We start from the raw sequence: 19,081 nt of genomic DNA, 5'->3' as shown, positions 1-19,081 counted from the left end.
GGCTTGGCGGCGGTTGGACTGGCAGTCTTTGGGAGAGGGTGGATGACGGGTCCTTTGAGTGGTTTCACTATCGTGGAGATGGCGGGGATCGGCCCGGGGCCGTTCTGCGCGATGATGCTGGCGGACATGGGCGCGGACGTGATCCGGGTCGATCGGCTGACGCCGGGGTTCCTGGGCGGCGGTGGCACCGTGGTGGATCGGGGTCGGCGCAGCATCGCGCTGGATCTCAAGCAGCCCGGCGCCGTCGACGTGGTGCTGCGGCTGCTGGACGGCGCCGACGCGCTGATCGAGGGATTCCGGCCGGGCGTGATGGAACGGCTGGGCCTGGGGCCGGACGTCTGCCTGGCGCGCAATCGCCGGCTGGTCTATGGCCGCATGACGGGCTGGGGCCAGGATGGGCCGCTGGCCCAGGCCGCCGGCCATGACCTGAACTACATCGCCCTCACCGGCGCGCTGCACGCCATGGGCGAGGCCGACCGGCCGCCCGCCCCGCCGCTGCACCTGGTCGGCGACATGGGCGGCGGCGCGATGATGCTGGCCTTCGGCCTGTTGTGCGCCCTGCTGGAGGCCGGCCGCAGCGGCCAGGGCCAGGTGGTGGACGCGGCGATCTGCGACGGCGCCTCGCTGCTGGCCACCACCTATCACGGCAAGCTGCGCGACGGCGACTGGGTCAACCGCCGGCAAGCCAACATGCTGGATGGCGGCGCGCACTTCTACGGCTGCTATGCCTGCGCCGACGGCAAATATGTGTCGATCGGCGCGATCGAGCCGCAGTTCTACCGCCTGCTGCTGGAACGCTGCGGCATCGACGACCCGGATTTCCAGCGGCAGTGGGACCGCGCCCAGTGGCCCGCGCTGCGGGCCAGGCTGGCGGCGCTCATCGCCGGCAAGACCCGCGACGAATGGTGCGCGCTGCTCGAAGGCAGCGACGCCTGCTTCGCCCCGGTGCTCGATTTCGAGGAAGCCCCGGACCATCCGCAACACCGCGCGCGCGCCAGCTTCGTCGAGACCGACGGCATCCGCCACCCGGCGCCTGCGCCCCGGCTGTCGCGCACGCCTGGGCAGGCGCGGCCGATTCCGCAGCCCGGCCAGCACACCGAGGAACTGCTGGCCGGCCTGGGCTGGTCGCCGTCCGACATCCAGGCCCTGCGCGAACGCGGCGCCATCGCCTGAACCCGCCACCCGGAGACGCAGCCATGCCCACCATCACCCAGCCCTATCAAACCCTGCTGCATACGTGCGAGGACGGAGTCGCCACGATCACGCTCAACCGACCCGCGCAACGCAACGCGCTGGACATGGTGATGCGCGAAGAACTGGCCCATGCCGTGGACGCGATCCGGCGCGACCGCGAGGTGCGGGTCGTGATCCTGGGCGGTGCGGGCGGCGCGTTCTGCGCCGGCGGCGACATCGGCACCATGGACGCCGATCCGTCCGCCGAGCATGCGCGCGAACGCATGGTCCGGCTGCTGTTCACCGTCGAGGCCCTGATCACGCTGGACCGGCCGGTCATCGCCAAGGTCGACGGCGCCGCCTACGGCGCCGGCCTGGGCCTGGCGCTGACCGCCGACCTGGTGCTGGCCACGCCGCGCGCGCGCTTCTGCCTGTCCTTCCTGCGCCTGGGCGCGATCCCGGACTGCGGCACGCTCTACACCCTGCCCCGCATCGTCGGCTTGCAGCGCGCCAAGGAACTGGCGTACTCGGCCCGGGAATTCAATGCCGAAGAAGCGCGCGACATGGGCATCGTGCTCGACATCCTGCCGCCGGAACGCATCGACGCGCATGCGCGCCAGATCGCGCTCGCCATGGCCGGGCTGCCGGCCGGCGCGCTGTCCACCACCAAGCGCGGCCTGAACGCCTCGCTGAACAGCGACCTGCACACCATGATGGAGCTGGAAGCCTCGGGGCAGGGCGTGGCGCGCTCGTCGCCCTACCACCGCGAGGCCGTCGGACGCTTCCTGGCCAAACAGGCGCCGCGCTATCAGTGGCCAAGGTCCTGAAAATGGCCGCTGTCCTGAACGCCGGCGGCGCGCCCCGCGCTACGCCGTCCAGGCGTGTCGCTGCACCACGAAGCCTTCATCGTCCTCGGGCGCCGCGAAGTATGACGTGATGGCGTCGTACTGTTCCTCGCTGGTCGTGTACGGATGCAGGCCGGATTCGTTGCGCGCGCGCAGGCGCGCCTTGCAGACCTCGTCCGGCACATCCAGGAAATGCAGCCGGTGCGCGCGCCCCGACGCCGCCGCCAGCTCGCGCAGCCATGCACGGCTGCGCCGCGTGTTGGCGGGAAAGTCCAGCACCACGGTCAGACCCGCGTCCAGCAGCGCCCGCACATGCGGCGCGACGACCGCGCGCAGCCGGCCGGCGCAGCGCACGTAGTCATCCAGGCCGTGGATCTCGCCGGGGTACAGCGCCGCCAGCCAGTCGTCCTCGCTGATCCGCAGCGCGCCGGGCTGGCTGGCGAGCGCGGCGGCCAGCGTGGATTTGCCGGCGCCGATCTTGCCGCACAGGAAATGCAGCATGGGCGCGGACGGTTGCGATTGCGGGTCTGTCATGGAAACTCCTTGAGTGGAATAAACCGGAAGACGGGCCCATGAAACGCGAAACCCGCCTTGCGGCGGGTTGCTTGCACGAGGGATGGATGCGCGCTAGCCCGCCAAGGTCTGAATGGCGGGAATAATCGAAGCGGGAACGAACCGGCGCGGCATCATGGGTGTAAGCTTGCCCGCTGCGCCGCCCCCTTGTCAAACGCACGCCGCCTCTCCCGCCGGCGCGCCCCACGCCAGGAATTCCATGTCCGATTCGCCGATCTTGCGCCAGGCCGATGCGCGCGACGCCGACCTGATCGCCGCCATGCACGCCGACAGCTGGGCCAGGACCTATCGCGGACTGCTGCCCGACGGCTTCCTGGACCAGGAGGTCGTGCAGGACCGCCTGGTCCACTGGCAGCACAAGATCGCCGGCCCCGAACAAGGCGCGCAGGCGATCTTCATCGCCGAACTGGATGGCCGGCCCATCGGCTTCGTCTGCGTCAAGGATGATCCGGATTCACCCTGGGGCGTGCTGCTGGACAACCTGCACGTGCTGGCGCCCTGGCAGGGAACCGGCGCCGGCAAGCTGCTGATGCGGCGCGCGCTGGACTGGGCGCGTGCGCGCGGCGCCCGCCAGATCCATCTCTACGCGCTGGAGGGCAACACGCGCGCCATCGCGTTCTACGAACGCCAGGGCTGGACGCTTTCCGGCGTGGAAGACGACGAGATCGCCGGCATTCGCGCCCGGGCGCGGCGCTACGTCCATCCGCTGTAACGCGTGACGGCCGAGTTCAGGCCGGCGCGCGCTCCGACAATTCGATCAGGTTCAGGTCCGGATCCCGCAGATAGATGGAACGGATCGGATAGCGGGCGCCCGTGCGCGGCACCGGCCCTTCCACGATCCGCGCCCCGCTCGCCTGCACGCGCGCGATCACCTCGTCCAGCGGCACGGCGCAGATGAAGCACAGGTCCAGCGCGCCCGGCACCGGCAGATGCGCCTTGGGCTCGAACTCGCTGCCCTTCACATGCAGGTTGATTTTCTGCTGGCCGAACACGAAGGCCTTGCGGCCCTGGCCGAAGGTTTCCAGCTTCATGCCCAGCAGGCCCACGTAGAAGTCCACGCAGGCTTGTTCATCGGTGGTGGTCAGGACCAGATGGTCCAGGTGGTCGATCATGGCGCGCTCCGCCCGGATGGTCCGGGCTTCCCTGTTTTGCGAATACCAGGGACTCTATACCGCGTTCACCCCATAGGGGAATTGCCGGCCCGGCATATTGCCTTCGCAAAATGCGAACGCTGCTCCCCCGCCCGCTGCTACACTGCCGCATGCCCCAGGACCTGATCAACCCCGCGCGCGTGGACTTCGTGACCCTGCGTCTGTTCTGCGCCGTGGCGCAGAGCGGCAGCATCACCCAGGGCGCGCGCCACTGCCACCTGGCCCTGTCGGCGGCCAGCCGGCGCCTGTCGGATTTCGAGGCCGCCGCCGGCGCGCAGCTGCTCGAACGCAGCGCGCGGGGCGTGGTCCTGACCGCCGCCGGCCGCCTGGCGCTGCAGCACGCGGCGCGCCTGTTCCAGGGCTTTGAACTCTTCAGCAACGAACTCAGCGAGCATGCCAGCGGCGCGCGCGGTCATGTGCGGCTGTGGGCCAATATGTCCGCACTGGTGCAGTTCCTGCCGGCGACGCTGGCCGACTTCATGGCGCGCAGCCCCGGCACGCGCGTGGAGGTCGAGGAACAGCTGAGCGGCGACATCGCCCGCGCGGTGCAGGACGGCCTGGCCGACCTGGGCATCTGCGCCGCCGGCGTGCCCGGGCGCGGCCTGGACCTGATGCCTTTTCGCCGCGACCGGCTGGTGGTGGTGGCGCCGGCGGACCATGCGCTGGCCGCGCGCGACGTCACCGATTTCAGGCGCTGCCTGGCCTATGACTTCGTCGGCCTGAACCGGGGCAGCTCGCTGCTGGACACCCTCGCGCGCGCGGCGCAGGACGCCGGCCTGCCGCTGCGCCTGCGCATCCAGGTGCGCAGCTTCGACGCCATGTGCGAGATGATCGCCGCCGGGCTGGGCATCGGCGTATTGCCGCTGGGCGCCTGCGAGCGGCGGCTGGGGCCGTGGGGCTTGACGGCCTTGCGGCTGGAGGAAGGCTGGGCCGAGCGCCAGCTGCTGATCGCCGCCAGCGCCGAACGGCCCCTGTCGGCCTCGGCCGCGCTACTGCTGCGGCATCTGCGCGACGGCGCCGACGCCTGAGGCCGCTAGCCGAGCGGCGCCTCATCGCGCACCACTTGCGCCGCCGCGCGCAGCGTCTGTAGAAAAAGTTCGGTCGCGGCCGCGGCGCGCGCCTGGCGCCGCGTCATGATGCCCACCGGATGCAGCTTGGCCTGCAAGGCCAGCGGCAGGATCGCCAGCTGGCCGCGCGCGGCCAGCGAGCGCGCCACCCGCAGCGGCATGGCCGACAACAGCGGCGTGCGCTGCAACAGCGACACGATGGTGAGAATGGCGCCCGATTCCACCGCGACCTGCGGAAAGCCCGCGCCGCGCGCCGCGACGGCGCTGGCCACCAGGCTGTAAAGCGCGGCGTTGCGCGACGGCAGCACCCAGCGGTAGCGGTCCAGCTCGGCGCCGCCCAGCCGGCTGCGGGTCGCCAGCGGATGCGAGGGGCCGCAGACCGCCGCGGTGGCCTCTTCGTACAGGATCTCGCATTGCAGGTCGGCGTCCGCGCCCTCCACCACCAGCCGCCCGACGATGCAATCCAGCTCACCCGCGCGCAGAGCGGGCAGCAGCTGCTGCTCCAGCCCTTCGCGCAGTTCGATCCGCAGATCCGGATGCGAGGCCTGCAGGCGCTCCACGGTCAGGGGCGCCAGCAGATGGGCCACCACCGGGAACACGCCCACGCGCACCTTGCCCGACGCGCCGCTGGCCGCCGCCGTCAGCTCGGCGTGGGTCGCGTCCAGCTCGTTGAGCAGCAGCCGCGCGCGGCCGATCATCATCAGGCCCAGCGGCGTCGGCGTCACGCCGTGGTGCGAGCGCTCGAACAGCGTCTGCCCGGCCAGTTCCTCGGCCTCGGCCAGCAGCTTGCTCAGCGCCGGCTGGCTCAGGTGCATGGCCTCGGCCGCGCGGTGCATGTTCAGGCTGCGGCCCAGCTCGTCCAGCAACACCAGATGGCGGATGCGCAGACGCGAGCGCAGCTGCTGCAAGGTGGGAATCTGCGACATGGTCGGTCCTGCGCCATCCGGTTATCGATTGATCATGAAATGCAATTATCCAGTTATCGGGCGCATGGCCATACTAGGGCTTGTGCGGGGCGCCTTGCCGCGTCCGCGGCCGATGGCGATCCGCTGCGGCCGCAGCCACCGACAATGAACGCATCAACAAGGGGAATTGCCATGTATCGTCGTATCGCCGCGCTGGCCCTGGCCTGCGCGCTCGCGCCGGGCGCCGCCCTGGCCGACATCCGCATCGGCGTCATCGCCAGCAGCACCGGGCCGGGCGCCTCGATGGGCTCGCTGTACCGCAGCACCGTGCCCCTGCTGCCCAAGACGCTGGGCGGCCGCGCCGTGGAGTACATCGCGCTGGACGACGCGACCGATCCGTCGGCCGCCGTGCGCACCGCGCGCAAGCTGGTGACCGAGAACAAGGTCGACGCCATCATCGGGCCCAGCAACGTGCCGACCTCGCTGGCCGTAACGGAAGTGGCCCGCGAGGCGCAGACGCCGCAGCTGTCGCTGGCGCCCATCACCGTCAACCCCGACCGCGCCGCCTGGATCTTCGTGATCGCCCACGGCATCGACCTCATGATCGAGTCGCTGACCGCCGACATGGCGCGGCGCAACGTCAAGACGGTGGCCTACATCGGCTTCTCGGATGCCTGGGGCGACGCCGTCTACCGCGCCTTGCAGGACGCCGCCGCCAAGCGCGGCATCAAGGTGCTGAGCAATGAGCGCTATGCACGCACCGACAATTCCGTCACCGCCCAGATACTCAAGATCACCTCGATGAATCCCGACGCGGTGCTGGTCGGCGGCTCAGGCACGCCCGGCGCGCTGCCGCACCTGTCGCTGCGCGAGCGCGGCTACGGCGGCGTGCAGTACAACACCCACGGCGTGATCAACCGCGACTTCCTCAAGCTCGGCGGCAAGGGCGTGGATGGCGTGATCGTGCCCAGCGGCCCGGTGCAGGTGGTGGAGCAGCTGCCCGCCGACAGCCCCATCAAGCCGGTGGCCATGCGCTACGCGCAGCAGTACGAAGCGGCCAACGGCGCCGATTCGCGCAACGCCTTCGCGCCCTATACCTACGACGCGTACCTGCTGCTGGACGCCGCCGTGGCCAAGGTGCCCGCCGACGTGCAACCCGGCACCCCGGCCTTCCGGCAGGCGCTGCGCGACGCCCTGGAAGGCCTGAACGGCGTCGTCGGCACGCAGGGCATCTACAGCATGTCACCCGCCAACCACAACGGCCTGGACGAACGCGGCGTCGTGCTGATGCAGGCCCGTTCCGGCGCCTGGCATTTCCTGCCCTGACCCGCCCCACCCTCGCAACGCAGGAGTCCGCATGACTGGCGTCCATATTCCCTATGGCGTGTACTGGAGCACCCCTTTCGCCCGCTGGCAGGGCAGCCTGTCGCGGCTGCACAGCCTGCGCCTGGCCGCCTGGACCGCGGCCCGCGAACTGGCGCGGCGTGGCATCGATCCCGCCGGGCTGGACGCCGCCGTGCTCGGCTATTCGGTGCCCCAGCAAGGCGCCTTCTACGGCCTGCCCTGGGTGGCCGGCATGATGGGCGCCCCCCATCTGGCCGGCCCGGTGGTCGCGCAGGCCTGCGCCACGTCCGTGCGCGGCATGGCCACGGCGGCCGCCGACATCATGCTGGGCCAGGCCTCGACCGCGCTGGTGCTGATGGCCGACCGGGTCTCCAACGGGCCGCAGCTCTACCATCCCGACCCCGCCGGGCCGGGCGGCTCGGGCGTGCATGAGAACTGGGTGCTGGACAACTTCTCCAAGGATCCCTGGAGCGGGCTGGCCATGTTGCAGACCGGCGAGCGCGTGGCGCGGCGCCACGGCATCTCCACGGCCGAACAGAACGCCGTCACCCTGCGCCGCTACGAGCAATACGCGCAGGCCTGCGCCGACGAGCGCGCGTTCCAGCGGCGCTACATGACCCTGCCCTTCGAGCTGCCCGATGCCGCCTTCGCCAAGACCGTGGGCACGCTGCAGGGCGACGAGGGCATCCACGCCACCACCGCCGAGGGCCTGGCGCGGCTGACGCCGGTGCTGCCGGACGGCAGCATCACCTATGGCGGCCAGACCCATCCGGCGGACGGCAACGCCGGCATGCTGATGACCACGGCGGCGCGCGCGCGCGAACTGTCGCGTCGGCCCGAGATCGGCGTCGAGGTGCTGGCCTTCGGCCAGTCGCGCACGGAAACCGGCTACATGCCGCAGGCCCCCATCGAGGCCGCCCGGCGCGCGCTGGACCGGGCCGGGCTCAAGCCCGCCGACCTGCACGCGGTCAAGACGCACAACCCCTTCGTGGTGTCCGACATCGCGCTGGCCCGCGCCACCGGCCTGGACGTCATGGAGATGAACAACTACGGCTGCTCGCTGGTCTGGGGCCATCCGCAGGCGCCGACCGGCCTGCGCTCGGTCATCGAACTGATCGAGGAACTGGCGCAGCGCGGCGGCGGGCTGGGCCTGTTCACCGGCTGCGCCGCCGGTGACAGCGCGATGGCGGTGGCGCTGCGCGTGGACGCGGCCGGAGGCCGGCCATGAACGGCGCCCTTCCCGCGCGCATCGCGCTGATCCCGGAACTGCTGGAGCGCGCCGCCGCCGACTGGCCCGACCGCACGGCCCTGGTCTGCGGCGAGCGCCGCATCGACTACCGCCGCTACGCGGCCGAGGTGCGCGCGGCGGCGCGACGCCTGCGACAGGCGCTGCCGCCGGGCGCGCGCGTGGCCACCCTGCTAGGCAACTCCGACCTGGCCTGCGTGCTGACCCTGGCATTGCAAATGGCCGGCTGCCAGCACGTGCCGCTCAATCCGCTCTATACCGCGCGCGAACTGGATTTCATCCTGCGCGACGCCCAACCCGCGCTGCTGATCGCCGACGAGGCCTCGTCCGCCCTGGCCGCGCCGCTGGCCGCCGCGCAAGGCATCCGCCTGCTCGATGGCGCGGCGGCGCGCGCCTGGACGATTCCATCCGACGAAACGCCGGCGGCCGCGCCGGCCGGCGACGCGGACGCGCCGGCGCTGCTGCAATACACCGGCGGCACCACCGGCCAGCCCAAAGGCGTCATCCTGAGCCGGGCCGCCATCGCCACCAATGTGTTCCAGCGCGAGGCCGTGCTGCCCACACGCCACGGCGCCGAGACGGTGCTCTGCGCCATGCCGCTGTTCCATTCCTACGGCATGGCGATGGGGCTGTTCCTGGCGGCCAGCGCCGCCGCCACGCTGGTGGTGCTGCCGCGCTACCGGCCCGACGATGTGTTCGACGCCGTGGCGCGCGAGCGCGTGACGCTGTTCCCCGGCAGCCCGACGATCTATGCCGGCCTGATGGCGCATGCGCGCTTCGCGCAGACCGACTGGTCCAGCGTGCGCGTCTGTTATTCGGGCTCCGCCCCGCTGGCCGAGGAAACGCTGCGGCGCTGGGAGGCGGCGGTGGGCGCGCCGATCTATGAAGGCTACGGCCAGACCGAGGCCGGCCCCATCCTGACCTACAACGGTCCGCAAGGCAGCCGCGCCGGCTCGGTGGGCCGGCCCGTGCCCGGCACCGAGGTCGAAGTCGTGGACCTGGAGACCGGCGCGAAACCCCTGCTCGCCGGCCAGCGCGGCGAGATCCGCGCGCGCGGCCCGCAGATCATGCAAGGCTATCTGGCGCGCCCCGAGGCCACCGCCGAATCGCTGCGCGACGGCTGGCTCTACACCGGCGACATCGGCGAATTCGCCGAGGACGGCTTCCTGTACATCCGCGACCGCAAGAAGGACCTGGTGATCGTCGGCGGCTACAACGTCTATCCGCGCGAGGTCGATGAAGTCCTGTACCTGCACGCGGACGTGGCGCAGGCCGCCGCCGTGGGCTGGCCGGACAGCTACCGGGGCGAGGTCATCCGCGCCTTCGTGGTGCTGCGGCACGGCGCCAGCGCGGACGAGGCGGCGCTGCTGGCGCATTGCCAGGCCAACCTGGCGCGCTACAAGGTGCCGGCGGTGATCGAGATCCTGGACGCGCTGCCCTGCACCAGCGCCAACAAGGTCGACAAGAAGGCGCTGCGCGCCCGCGCCTGATTCCGCCTCAGGCGCGACGCCCGGCCTGCGCCACGTACTCGCGCGCGATCTCGGCCGCCACCCGCGCCAGCTCGCGCGCCCAGCGGATCTCCGCGTCGGGCGCCATGCGCTCGATCGGAAAGCTCCAGGCCAGGCTGCCCACCAGCGCGCCATCGTCAGGCAACAGAATGGGCACGGCCACGCCGCCCAGCCCCGGCGCGATCTGCTCGTGGCTGATGGCGTAGCCCGCCTTGCGGATCGCCGCCAGCGCGCGCCGGAAGGCGGCCCAGTCCTCGCCAAGCCCGGCCGCGGCGATGGCCTGCGCGCTGCGCAGATAGGTCTGGCGGATCCGGTGATGCGGCAGGAAGGCCAGCAGCGCCAGCGAGCCCGAGCCCTGGAATAGCGGAAACGGCTGGCCGCGCGCGCGCAGGATCACCGTGCGCCGGCCGGCGTGCTCCAGCACGTCCGGGCCTTCCTTATAGATGCACAGCACCTTGTCCTCGTACAGGTTCTGCAGCAGATAGGCGCTGTCTTCGCGCGACCGCCCTTTCAGCACGGCGCGGCCGGCCAGGTAGAGCGGATCGGTCAGCGCCACCAGGCGCTCCAGCTCGATGATGCGCGGCCCCAGCCCGTACTGGCCGCCGGACTGCGGCACCAGCAGGCCGGCGTCGCACAATTCCTTCAAGTAGCGATAGGCCATCGAGCGCGAATAGCCCAGCCGCGCGCTGACTTCCTCGCTGGTCAGCCTGGGCGTTTCCAGCGTGAAGAGGTCCAGGACATCGAAGGCGCGGGCAAGGCTGGAAGACATGGCGGGACGGATTCCTGGCTGGATCGGGAGCAAGCGCCAGTGTAGCTGGATTGATCATTAAATGATCGCAATCCTACTATTTAAAATTTTGTTCAATATCACAGTATCCGGGATAGCATGAAAAAAAGGAGTGGCCAACCGGCCCTCGCGCCCGCATGCCACCCCGCGCTTCGGCGCGCTTCCCTTCCCGGATGCCCATGCCCAGCAAACCCCTCACCGGCCGCGTGCCGCCCGACGCCATACGCCTGCTGTCCCTGCCGCGCCTGGACCCCGGCCTGCTGCGGCGCTACGCCGCGCTGGAAGACCTGAGCGGCGCCGTCTCGGATGCGCTGGACCAGCTCGGGCTCCAAGGCGCGGTGCCGGCGTCGGCGCTGGCGCCCACGCTGCCCGGCCGCCGCCTGGTCGGCCAGGCCGTCACGGTGCGCAACGTGCCGCGCGCCGACAGCGTCGCCGCGGCCGCCGCCAGCGGCAAGGGCATGATGGGCGAGCACGAAGCCTACAACCTCGCCGAGCCGGGCGACGTAGTGGTCATCGAAGGACTGCCCGGCGTGTCGAACCTGGGCGGCCAGTCCGCCGCCGTCGCCAGCCGCAGCGGCTGCGCCGGCGCCATCGTCGACGGCGGCCACCGCGATCCCGACGCCTCGCGCGAACTGGGCTTCCCTATCTGGTCGCGCGGCCCCACGCCCATCACCGGCAAGTGGCGGCTGCGCACGGCCGAGATCAACGGCACGGTCCATATCGCGAGTATGCCGGTCCAGGCCGGCGACCTGGTCGTGGCCGACGACGCCGGCGTGGTCTTCGTACCCCATGCCCAGGCGCTGGCGGTGCTGGAAGCCGCCGAGCGCGTGCACGCCGGCGACGCGCGCCAGAAGGCCGACATCGCGCGCGGCGTCGACCTGGCCACGCTGGCCGCCACCCGCTACAAGTAGCCCCGATTTCCAACCCGTTCCCGTCTGCCATGAACCCCGACATCCAATGCGTAGTCCAGAGCGCCGACATCCTCGGCGAAGTGCCCCTGTGGTGTGACCGCAGCCAGCGCCTGTGGTGGGTCGACGTGCGCCGCCCCGCGCTGCAATCCTATGATCCCGCCACCGGCCGCCACACGGCGCAGCGCCTGCCCGAAACGCTGCTGGTCGGCGCCATCGCGCTGCGCGAGGCCGGCGGCTTCGTGCTGGCCACCAACCACGGCCTGTACTTTTACGACCCCGCCAGCGGCCTGCCGCCGCAAGCCGTCGTCGACCCCGAAAGCGACAAGCCCGGCCACCGCCTGAACGACGGCAAGTGCGACCGCCGCGGCCGCTTCTGGGTCGGCAGCATGCTCGACCAGAAGCGCGAGCCCGCCGGCACGCTGTACCGCTTCGACCCGGACCATCGCTGCCATGCCATGCTCGACGGCTTCGTGCTGCCCAATGCGCTGTCCTGGAGCCCCGACGACCGCAGCATGTATTTCGCCGACACGCACAACCAGGTGATCTGGGTCTTCGACTACGACCTGGACGATGGCGCGATCTCGAACCGGCGCGTCTTCAAGGACTGGACCCATCAGCCCGGCCGTCCCGATGGCGCCACGGTGGACGCCGACGGCTATGTATGGAACTGCATGGTCGCCACCGGCCAGCTGGTGCGCCTGGCGCCGGACGGCCGCGTGGACCGCGTGATCCAGCTGCCAGTCACCAACCCGACCTGCCCCGCCTTCGGCGGCGCCGGCCTGGACACGCTCTACATCACCAGCCATTCGCAGCGGCTGACGCCGGAAAAACTGGCGCTGGAACCGCTGGCCGGCGGCCTGTTCGCGCTGAACGTGGGCATGAAAGGCCTGCCGGAACCGCGCTACCGGGGCTGACGCGCCCGCCACACACCCGGGGACCAGACGCGGCCACCGCGCGCCCCATCGTCGCCGCTCCAGCGGCACAGGAGGAGACAGACATGCAGAGGATATTCACCGCGGCGCTCTGCGCCGCCCTGTTGATGGCCGGCCCGGCGCGCGCCGAAGGCGTGGTCAAGCTGGTCGTGCCCTTCGCGCCGGGCGGCCCGGTCGACCAGGTGGCGCGGCTGGTGGCGCCGGACCTGTCGGCCGAGCTGGGCGCGACCGTGGTGGTGGAGAACCGGGGCGGCGCCGGCGGCACCATCGGCGCCAACGCCGTCGCCAAGGCGGTGCCCGACGGCCAGACCCTGCTGGTGGCGACGCTGGGCTACGTCATGTCCGCCGGCACCACGCCCCACCTGCCCTATGACCCGCGCAAGGACCTGACGCCGCTGTACCTGTTCGGCCAGGTCCAGAGCCTGCTGGTGGTGCGCAACTCGCTGGGCGTGTCCACGCCCGCCGAGCTGGTGAAACTGGCCAGGTCCGGCGCGCCGCTGAGCTATGGCTCCAGCGGCGTGGGCTCGACCATGCACATCGGCGGCGAGCTGTTCAATATCGCCGCCGGCGCCAAGGCCACCCATGTGCCCTACCGGGGCGCGGCGCCCGCGCTGATCGACCTGATCGCCGGTCGGGTGGACATGGTCAATGCCGACGTGCCGGTGCTGCAGCCCTATGTGAAGGACGGACGCGTCAAGGCCATCGTCATCTACGACACCCAGCGCTCGCCCTATCTGCCCGACGTGCCCAGCGCGCAGGAGGCCGGCCTGCCGGCGCTACAAATGAGCAACTGGTACGGCGCGCTGGCGCCGGCCGCCACGCCGCTGGCCACGCGCCAGCGGCTGGAACAGGCGTTCGCCAAGGTCATCGCCAAGCCCGAGCTGGCGCGCAAGCTGGCCGACGCCGGCCTCTCCGGCCCGCTGGGCGCGGCGGAGTTCCGGGCCAAGCTCAACGCCGACCTGGACCGCTGGGTGCCCATGATCCGCCAGGCCGGCATCCGCACGGAATGATCGCCATGAGGCAACGACACCGCCTGTTGATGATCGGCCCGCTGCCGCCGGGCCTGCGCGCGGCGCTGGCCGAACGCTACGAACTGGACGCGCTATGGGAGCAACCCGACCGCGACGCCTGGCTGCGCGCATCGCGCGGCCGCTACGCGGGCGGCGTGACCATGTCGCGCCACGGCTGCACCGAAAGCATGTTCGCCTGTCTCCCCGGCGGCGTGCTGGCCTGCTTCGGCGTGGGCCATGACGGCATCGACCTGGAAGCGGCGCGGCGCCACGGCGTGCAGGTCAGCATCACGCCCGACGTGCTGGACGACTGCGTCGCCGATCTGGCCTTCGGACTGGTGCTGGCCACGGCGCGGCGCATTCCCGGCGCCGACCGCCACGTGCAGGCGGGCCGTTGGCCCGGCGGTCCCTACCCGCTGGCGACGCGCGTCAGCGGCAAGCGGCTCGGCATCGTCGGCCTGGGCCGCATCGGCCGCGCCGTCGCGCGCCGCGCCGCCGGTTTCGACATGGCGCTGCGCTACCACGGCCGCGCGCCCAAGCCGGACGCGGACATGCCCTTCGAGCCCGACCTGCCGGCGCTGGCGCGCTGGGCCGACTTCCTGGTGCTGTCCTGCCCGGGCGGACCCGCCACGCGCCATCTGGTGTCGGCAGCGGTGCTGGACGCGCTGGGACCCGACGGATTCCTGATCAACGTGGCGCGCGGCAGCGTGGTGGACGAAGCCGCATTGATCCGCGCCATCGAGACGGACCGCATCGCCGGCGCCGGGCTGGATGTGTACGCCGACGAACCGCGCGTGCCGGCCGCGCTGCTGGGCCGCGACAACGTCGTGGTCCTGCCGCATGTAGCCGCCTCGACGCAGGAAACCCGCGCCGCCATGGAAAACCTGGTGCTGGACAACCTGGACGCCTTTTTCAGCCGGGGCGCGGTGCTGACCCCGCCCGCCTGAGCCGCCATAGGAGACACCCGCCATGATCATCGAACACCGCACCTACACCCTGCCGCATGGCGGGATGGATGCCTATCTCGCGCGCTACCGCGAACTGGCGCTGCCGCTGCAAATGCGCCACCTGGGCCGTCTGCTGGGATTCTTCGTCAGCGACATCGGCATGCTCAATCAGGTGCTGCACATCTGGGCCTACGACAGCATGGCCGACCGCGAAGCCCGCCGCGCGGCGCTGGAGGCCGATCCGGCCTGGCAGGAATTCAAGCGCGGCAATCGCGGCACCTTCGTGGCGCAGCAGGTGTCGATCTGGCGCGCGGCGCCGTTCAGTCCGCAACGGGTCTGACCCGGCACGGCCATGTCCGATTCCACGCTCACCAACCCATTGCTGCGCACGCTGCGGCAAGGCGGCCTGGCCGCCTCGCTGATCGTGCGCCTGTTCGACGGCCCCGAGATCGGCCGCATCGCCGCGACCGCCGGCCTGGACGCGCTGTACGTCGACCTGGAGCATTCCTGCCTGTCGCTGCAATCCGCCAGCCGCATCTGCAACGCCGCCCGCGAGGCGGGCGTGACGCCGCTGGTCCGCGTGCCCTCCATCGACGCCGCGCTGATCGGCCGCGTGCTGGACGGCGGCGCGCTCGGCATCATCGCGCCGCAGGTCGAATCGGCCGCCGACGCGGCGCGGGCCGTGGCCTGCTGCCGCCATCCGCCGCGCGGCCGCCGCTCCTACGCCGGCGGGCAGGCGGCGCTGTGCTACCGCGACGTGCCGCAGGCCGAGGCCATGGCGGCGCTGGACGCCAGCGTGCTGACGGCCGTCATGATCGAAAGCCGCAACGCGCTGGACGCGGTCGAGGCCATCGCCTCGGTGGACGGGCTGGACCTGCTGTTCATCGGCGCGCACGACCTGGCGGCGGACCTGGGCCTGGCCGGCCAATGGGACCACCCGGCGCTGCTGCGAGCGCTGGCCCGCATCCGCCAGGCCTGCCTGGATGCGGGCAAGGCGCTGGGCCTGGGCGGTCTGGCGGGCCAGCCCGCGCTGCTGCGCGAACTGGCCGCCCCGCCGCAGGGCTGCCTGGTCTCGACGGGCACGGACCTGGCCTGCCTGCTCGGCGCGGCCACGCAGCGCGCCGCCGCCGCGCATGCGCTGCGCGACCCGGCTGGCGCAAGCCCTAGCAGCAGTCGCACAGCAGCACGTCGTTGACCACGTTGCGCGGCCGCGCGCCCAGCCGACCGAAGCCGAAGGCCGCCATCACATCGTGGCAGACCTCCATGGCCTGGTCCTCGCAGGCGGCGTCGTCCACGCCCGGGCAGGTGACCAGCACGCGCCGCGCGCACATATGGTCCAGGAAGTCCGCCGACACCGCTCCCCCGACGACCGTCACCGAGCGCACGCTGGCCGGCAGGCCGTTCTGGCGCAGTCCGGCCAGCATGCATGAGCGGACGATCAGCGCCGCCGTGTCCGCCGGCAGGCACTCGTCGGCGTCCAGGCAGTCCACGGCAAAGAAATCGTCCAGCCTGCGCACCGCGCCCGCCGCCAGCGGCAGCAGGCTGACGCAGCGGTGCCGGCTCAGGGACAGCCGCATCATGATGCGCGGATCCAGTCGGCGGCGCGCTCGGCCAGCATCAGCACGGGCGCGTTGATATTGCCCGAGGTCAGGTCGGGCATGACCGACGCATCGACGATGCGCAGCCCCGGCACGCCCAGGCAGCGCATGCGCCCGTCCACCACCGCCATCGGATCGCGCTCCGCGCCCATGCGACAGGTGCCGCCCGGGTGGTGCACGGTGATGGCCGTGCGGCGGATGAATGCGTCCAGCGCCGGGTCGTCTTCGACGCCCTGCCCGGGCGCCAGCTCGTCGAGCACGAAATCACCCAGCGCCGGCTGACGCATCAGGTCGCGCGCGATGCGCACCGAATCGCGCACCCGCTCCCGGTCTTCCTGGCAGGCCAGGAAGTTCTGGTCGATGCGCGGCGCGGCCAGCGGATCCGCGCCCGCCACCGTGATGCGGCCCCGGCTGCGCGGATGCAGCAGGACGGTGCGCACGGCGAAGCCGTCCTGGAACGGCTGGCGCCAGGGCTTGAGCCAGGGCCGGGCCGTGAACGGCGCCGCCGTCAGCAGGAATTGCAGGTCGGGCGTGTCCATGCCCTCGGGCTGCACGAAGCCCACCACCCCGCCCGGCACGTCGCCGGCGAAACCTTCGCCGCCCAGGTAGGCGCGCACCATCGAGCGGCCGATGCGGTCCAGCCGCAGCTCGCGCACGAAGGGACCGGGCGCGCGCCGCCGCGCCGTCACGATGACCGAGATGTGGTCCTGCAGATTGGCGCCCACGCCGGGACGGTCCAGCCGCACCGACAGGCCGGCCTGTTCCAGCACTCGCGCCGGCCCGATGCCCGAATGCATCAGGATGGCTGGCGTGTTGATCGCGCCGGCGGCGAGGATGACCTCGCGCCGCGCCCGCGCCGTCTGCTGCCGGCCGCCGCGCAGATAGCGCAGCCCCGTGGCGCGATCTCCGTCGAAATCCAGGCCCAGCACATGCGCGCCGGTCTCCACGCGCAGGTTCGGCCGCCGCAGCGCCGGCCGCAGATAGGCGGTCGCGGCGCTGCAGCGCCGTCCCTGGCGGATCGACATCTGCAAGCGCGAGAAGCCGCCGGCGGGCCGCGCGTTGTAGTCCTCCAGCCAGGGATGGCCCGCCTGCCCGGCCGCCGTCGCGAAGGCGTCGAGCAGCGGATCCTGGTAGCGGCAGCGCTGCACGCGCAGGGGGCCGCCGCCGCCGCGCTCGGCGCCCGCGCCGTCCTCCCAGTCCTCCAGCCGGCGGAAATACGGCAGGGTATCCTCGAAGCGCCATTCATCCAGGCCATAGTCGCGCGCCCAGCGGGCGAAGTCGCCCGGATGGCCGCGCACGAAGGCCATGGCATTGGTGGACGAGCTGCCGCCCACCACCTTGCCGCGCGCGCACTCGATCGCGCGGCCGTCGGCGTGCTCGGCCGGCTCGGCGTCGTAGCCCCAGTCGTGCAACCGCTTCTGCAGGATCTTGCCCCAGCCCAGCGGCACGTGGATCAGCGGATCGCGATCCCAGGGGCCGGCCTCCAGCACCAGCACGCGGCAGTCCGCCTGCGCGCTCAGGCGGTTGGCCAGCACGCAGCCGGCCGAACCGGCGCCGACGATGATGTAGTCGTACTCGGCGCTCATGTCCTGGCCACCTGCCGGAAATTCACGTGCACATTCTTCTCCCGCGTGAAGGACAGCATCTCGCCAAAGCACTCGTCGCGGCCGATGCCCGACTGCCGCACGCCGCCGTAGGGCGCGCCCAGGAAATGCTTGCCTACCTCGTTGATCCAGACAAAGCCGGCGTCGATCTCGCGCGCCAGCCGGTGCGCCCGCGACAGGTCCGCCGTCCAGATGGCCGCCGTCAGGCCCACGTCCAGGCCCCGGATCTGGTCCAGCATCGCCGTCTCGTCGTGCCAGGGCATCAGCGCCAGCACCGGCCCGAACAGTTCCTCGCGCGCCAGCGCCGAATCGGCGGGCACATCGGCATACACGGTGGGCTCCAGATAATGGCCGCCCGCCGGCACGCCACGGGTCGGAATGGCGCCGCCATGCAGCAGCCGGCCGCCGCTGGCCTCGTCGATGACGCGCTTGACGCGGTCGCGGTGCTCGGCGCTGATCATCGCGCCCATCGTGGTGGCCGGATCGGTCGGATCGCCGGGCACGTAGGCGCCGCAGGCCTGGACCACATGGCGGCAGACCTCGTCGTAGATGTCGCGGTGGACGAAGGCGCGGCTGGTCGAGCCGCAGGACTGGCCGCACCAGGTGAAGTTCATGCCGTCGACGATGGCGCGCGCCGCCTGCGCCGGATCGACGTCGGCGCAGGCCACGAAGGGATTCTTGCCGCCCAGCTCCAGCGCCACCGGCTTGATGCGGCCGGCGGCCGCCTGCATGACCTTGCGGCCCGTGGCGATGCTGCCGACCAGCCCGATCATGTCCACGTCGGGGCTCTCGGCCAGCGCGGCGCCGGCCTCGCCGCCGCCCGGAAGTATGGCCAGCACGCCCGGCGGCAGCAGGTCGCCGATCAGCTCGGCGCAGCGCAGCGCAGACAGCGGCGCCTGCGCCGGCGGCTTGATGATGACGGCGTTGCCCGCCGCCAGTGGCGCGGCCAGCTTGCCCATGGCGAACAGCAGCGGATGATTGAACGCCACGATGCGCGCGACCACGCCCAGCGGCTCGCGCTCGGTGTAGTTCAGGGCGTCCGGCCCCATCGGGATGGTGTCGCCCTTCAGCTCCGTCACCAGCCCGGCGAAGAAGTCCAGCAGCGCGGCGGCCACCATGACGTCCGAGCCCATCTCGCTCACCGGATTGCCGCAGTCCAGCGCGTCCAGCAGGGCCAGCTGGGCGGCATTGTCGCGCAGCCGCTGGGCGACGCGGCGCAGCACCGCCGCGCGCGCCAGCGGCGCCGTGCGGCGCCAGATGGCATGGCCTTCCCGCGCGGCGCGCGCGGCCCGGGCCACATCCTCGCGGCCGGCCTCGGCCACGCGCATCAGCAGCTCGCCCGTGCCCGGCGCGCGGACCTCCATCCAGCGGTCGGACTGTGGCGCGTGCCAGGCGCCGCCGTAGTACAGGCCGGCCTGGGCCGGCAAGGCCACCGGGCCGCTGGCCGTGTCGTGCGTCTTCGGATTCATGCCTGGGTTCC

The 19,081-nt window shown here is 71.8% G+C and carries 20 protein-coding genes; 13 read left to right on the top strand and 7 right to left on the bottom strand.

Annotated features, from left to right (window positions below; all coding sequences use genetic code 11):
• Positions 1–42: 42 nt before the first annotated feature.
• Both ACEU5R_RS11485 and ACEU5R_RS11480 read left to right on the top strand, forming a co-directional pair.
• The gene (locus tag ACEU5R_RS11485) at positions 43–1,173 is read left to right on the top strand and encodes a CaiB/BaiF CoA transferase family protein (RefSeq protein WP_392410228.1); all 1,131 of its coding nucleotides are present in this window, start codon (positions 43–45) and stop codon (positions 1,171–1,173) included.
• Between the two features lie 23 nt (positions 1,174–1,196).
• Entirely contained in the window at positions 1,197–2,000 is an 804-nt protein-coding gene (locus ACEU5R_RS11480; RefSeq protein WP_392410227.1) for an enoyl-CoA hydratase/isomerase family protein, read from the top strand.
• Between the two features lie 39 nt (positions 2,001–2,039).
• On the opposite strand, the gene ACEU5R_RS11475 is transcribed toward ACEU5R_RS11480, so the two are convergent.
• Positions 2,040–2,552, bottom strand: a complete 513-nt coding sequence (locus ACEU5R_RS11475) for an AAA family ATPase (RefSeq protein ID WP_392410226.1) — start codon at positions 2,550–2,552, stop codon at positions 2,040–2,042.
• A gap of 238 nt (positions 2,553–2,790) precedes the next feature.
• Here ACEU5R_RS11475 and ACEU5R_RS11470 point away from each other — a divergent pair, with 238 nt between their 5' ends.
• Positions 2,791–3,303: a GNAT family N-acetyltransferase gene (locus ACEU5R_RS11470; protein WP_103274798.1), complete on the top strand. Its 513-nt coding sequence runs from the start codon at positions 2,791–2,793 to the stop codon at positions 3,301–3,303.
• 16 nt (positions 3,304–3,319) lie between these two features.
• Here ACEU5R_RS11470 and ACEU5R_RS11465 read toward each other — a convergent pair whose 3' ends face one another.
• Positions 3,320–3,703 (bottom strand): VOC family protein, encoded by a 384-nt coding sequence (locus tag ACEU5R_RS11465; RefSeq protein WP_103274799.1) that lies wholly within the window; start codon positions 3,701–3,703, stop codon positions 3,320–3,322.
• Between the two features lie 149 nt (positions 3,704–3,852).
• Between ACEU5R_RS11465 and ACEU5R_RS11460 the strand changes: the two genes are divergently transcribed.
• Positions 3,853–4,770, top strand: a complete 918-nt coding sequence (locus ACEU5R_RS11460) for a LysR substrate-binding domain-containing protein (RefSeq protein ID WP_392410225.1) — start codon at positions 3,853–3,855, stop codon at positions 4,768–4,770.
• Between the two features lie 5 nt (positions 4,771–4,775).
• Here the strand turns inward: ACEU5R_RS11460 and ACEU5R_RS11455 are convergent, their stop codons facing one another.
• Positions 4,776–5,735: a LysR substrate-binding domain-containing protein gene (locus tag ACEU5R_RS11455; RefSeq protein ID WP_103274801.1), complete on the bottom strand. Its 960-nt coding sequence runs from the start codon at positions 5,733–5,735 to the stop codon at positions 4,776–4,778.
• A gap of 171 nt (positions 5,736–5,906) precedes the next feature.
• Here ACEU5R_RS11455 and ACEU5R_RS11450 point away from each other — a divergent pair, with 171 nt between their 5' ends.
• The 3 genes from ACEU5R_RS11450 to ACEU5R_RS11440 are packed head-to-tail and all read left to right on the top strand — an operon-like array spanning position 5,907 to position 9,794.
• On the top strand, positions 5,907–7,040 hold the full coding sequence (locus ACEU5R_RS11450) for an ABC transporter substrate-binding protein (protein ID WP_392410224.1): 1,134 nt from the start codon (positions 5,907–5,909) through the stop codon (positions 7,038–7,040).
• A 31-nt stretch (positions 7,041–7,071) separates the two neighbouring features.
• The gene (locus tag ACEU5R_RS11445; protein WP_103274803.1) at positions 7,072–8,286 is read left to right on the top strand and encodes a thiolase family protein; all 1,215 of its coding nucleotides are present in this window, start codon (positions 7,072–7,074) and stop codon (positions 8,284–8,286) included.
• Positions 8,283–9,794 carry an AMP-binding protein gene (locus ACEU5R_RS11440; protein ID WP_392410223.1) on the top strand — a complete coding sequence of 504 codons (1,512 nt, stop codon included), beginning with the start codon at positions 8,283–8,285 and terminating at the stop codon, positions 9,792–9,794. Before ACEU5R_RS11445 ends, ACEU5R_RS11440 begins: the two co-directional genes overlap by 4 nt.
• Positions 9,795–9,801: 7 nt before the next feature.
• Here the strand turns inward: ACEU5R_RS11440 and ACEU5R_RS11435 are convergent, their stop codons facing one another.
• On the bottom strand, positions 9,802–10,581 hold the full coding sequence (locus tag ACEU5R_RS11435; protein WP_392410222.1) for an IclR family transcriptional regulator: 780 nt from the start codon (positions 10,579–10,581) through the stop codon (positions 9,802–9,804).
• 197 nt (positions 10,582–10,778) lie between these two features.
• Between ACEU5R_RS11435 and ACEU5R_RS11430 the strand changes: the two genes are divergently transcribed.
• From ACEU5R_RS11430 to ACEU5R_RS11405, 6 genes are all read left to right on the top strand, one after another.
• A complete protein-coding gene (locus ACEU5R_RS11430; protein ID WP_392410221.1) occupies positions 10,779–11,510 on the top strand; it encodes an RraA family protein in 732 nt (243 codons plus the stop codon).
• 29 nt (positions 11,511–11,539) lie between these two features.
• The gene (locus ACEU5R_RS11425) at positions 11,540–12,424 is read left to right on the top strand and encodes an SMP-30/gluconolactonase/LRE family protein (RefSeq protein WP_392410220.1); all 885 of its coding nucleotides are present in this window, start codon (positions 11,540–11,542) and stop codon (positions 12,422–12,424) included.
• Positions 12,425–12,507: 83 nt separating this feature from the next.
• The gene (locus tag ACEU5R_RS11420) at positions 12,508–13,452 is read left to right on the top strand and encodes a Bug family tripartite tricarboxylate transporter substrate binding protein (protein WP_392410219.1); all 945 of its coding nucleotides are present in this window, start codon (positions 12,508–12,510) and stop codon (positions 13,450–13,452) included.
• 5 nt (positions 13,453–13,457) lie between these two features.
• Positions 13,458–14,399 (top strand): 2-hydroxyacid dehydrogenase, encoded by a 942-nt coding sequence (locus ACEU5R_RS11415; RefSeq protein ID WP_392410218.1) that lies wholly within the window; start codon positions 13,458–13,460, stop codon positions 14,397–14,399.
• Positions 14,400–14,421: 22 nt separating this feature from the next.
• Positions 14,422–14,739: an NIPSNAP family protein gene (locus ACEU5R_RS11410; protein WP_392410217.1), complete on the top strand. Its 318-nt coding sequence runs from the start codon at positions 14,422–14,424 to the stop codon at positions 14,737–14,739.
• Positions 14,740–14,751: 12 nt separating this feature from the next.
• Positions 14,752–15,594 carry an HpcH/HpaI aldolase/citrate lyase family protein gene (locus ACEU5R_RS11405; protein ID WP_392410216.1) on the top strand — a complete coding sequence of 281 codons (843 nt, stop codon included), beginning with the start codon at positions 14,752–14,754 and terminating at the stop codon, positions 15,592–15,594.
• Here the strand turns inward: ACEU5R_RS11405 and ACEU5R_RS11400 are convergent.
• From ACEU5R_RS11400 to ACEU5R_RS11390, 3 genes are read right to left on the bottom strand one after another with little or no spacing between them, the layout of a single operon-like run.
• Positions 15,563–15,979: a hypothetical protein gene (locus ACEU5R_RS11400; protein WP_103274806.1), complete on the bottom strand. Its 417-nt coding sequence runs from the start codon at positions 15,977–15,979 to the stop codon at positions 15,563–15,565. The genes ACEU5R_RS11405 and ACEU5R_RS11400 overlap by 32 nt on opposite strands.
• Positions 15,976–17,583, bottom strand: coding sequence for a GMC family oxidoreductase (locus tag ACEU5R_RS11395; protein WP_392410215.1), 1,608 nt, complete (start codon positions 17,581–17,583; stop codon positions 15,976–15,978). The genes ACEU5R_RS11400 and ACEU5R_RS11395 overlap by 4 nt, the downstream gene beginning before the upstream one ends.
• Positions 17,580–19,070: an aldehyde dehydrogenase family protein gene (locus ACEU5R_RS11390; RefSeq protein ID WP_392410213.1), complete on the bottom strand. Its 1,491-nt coding sequence runs from the start codon at positions 19,068–19,070 to the stop codon at positions 17,580–17,582. The genes ACEU5R_RS11395 and ACEU5R_RS11390 overlap by 4 nt, the downstream gene beginning before the upstream one ends.
• Positions 19,071–19,081 lie beyond the last annotated feature (11 nt).

Source organism: Achromobacter sp. 413638 (assembly GCF_043119405.1).
Lineage (GTDB): Bacteria > Pseudomonadota > Gammaproteobacteria > Burkholderiales > Burkholderiaceae_B > Achromobacter.
Note: the sequence above shows the minus strand (reverse complement) of the source record. Positions and strands in the feature narration are given on the sequence as shown.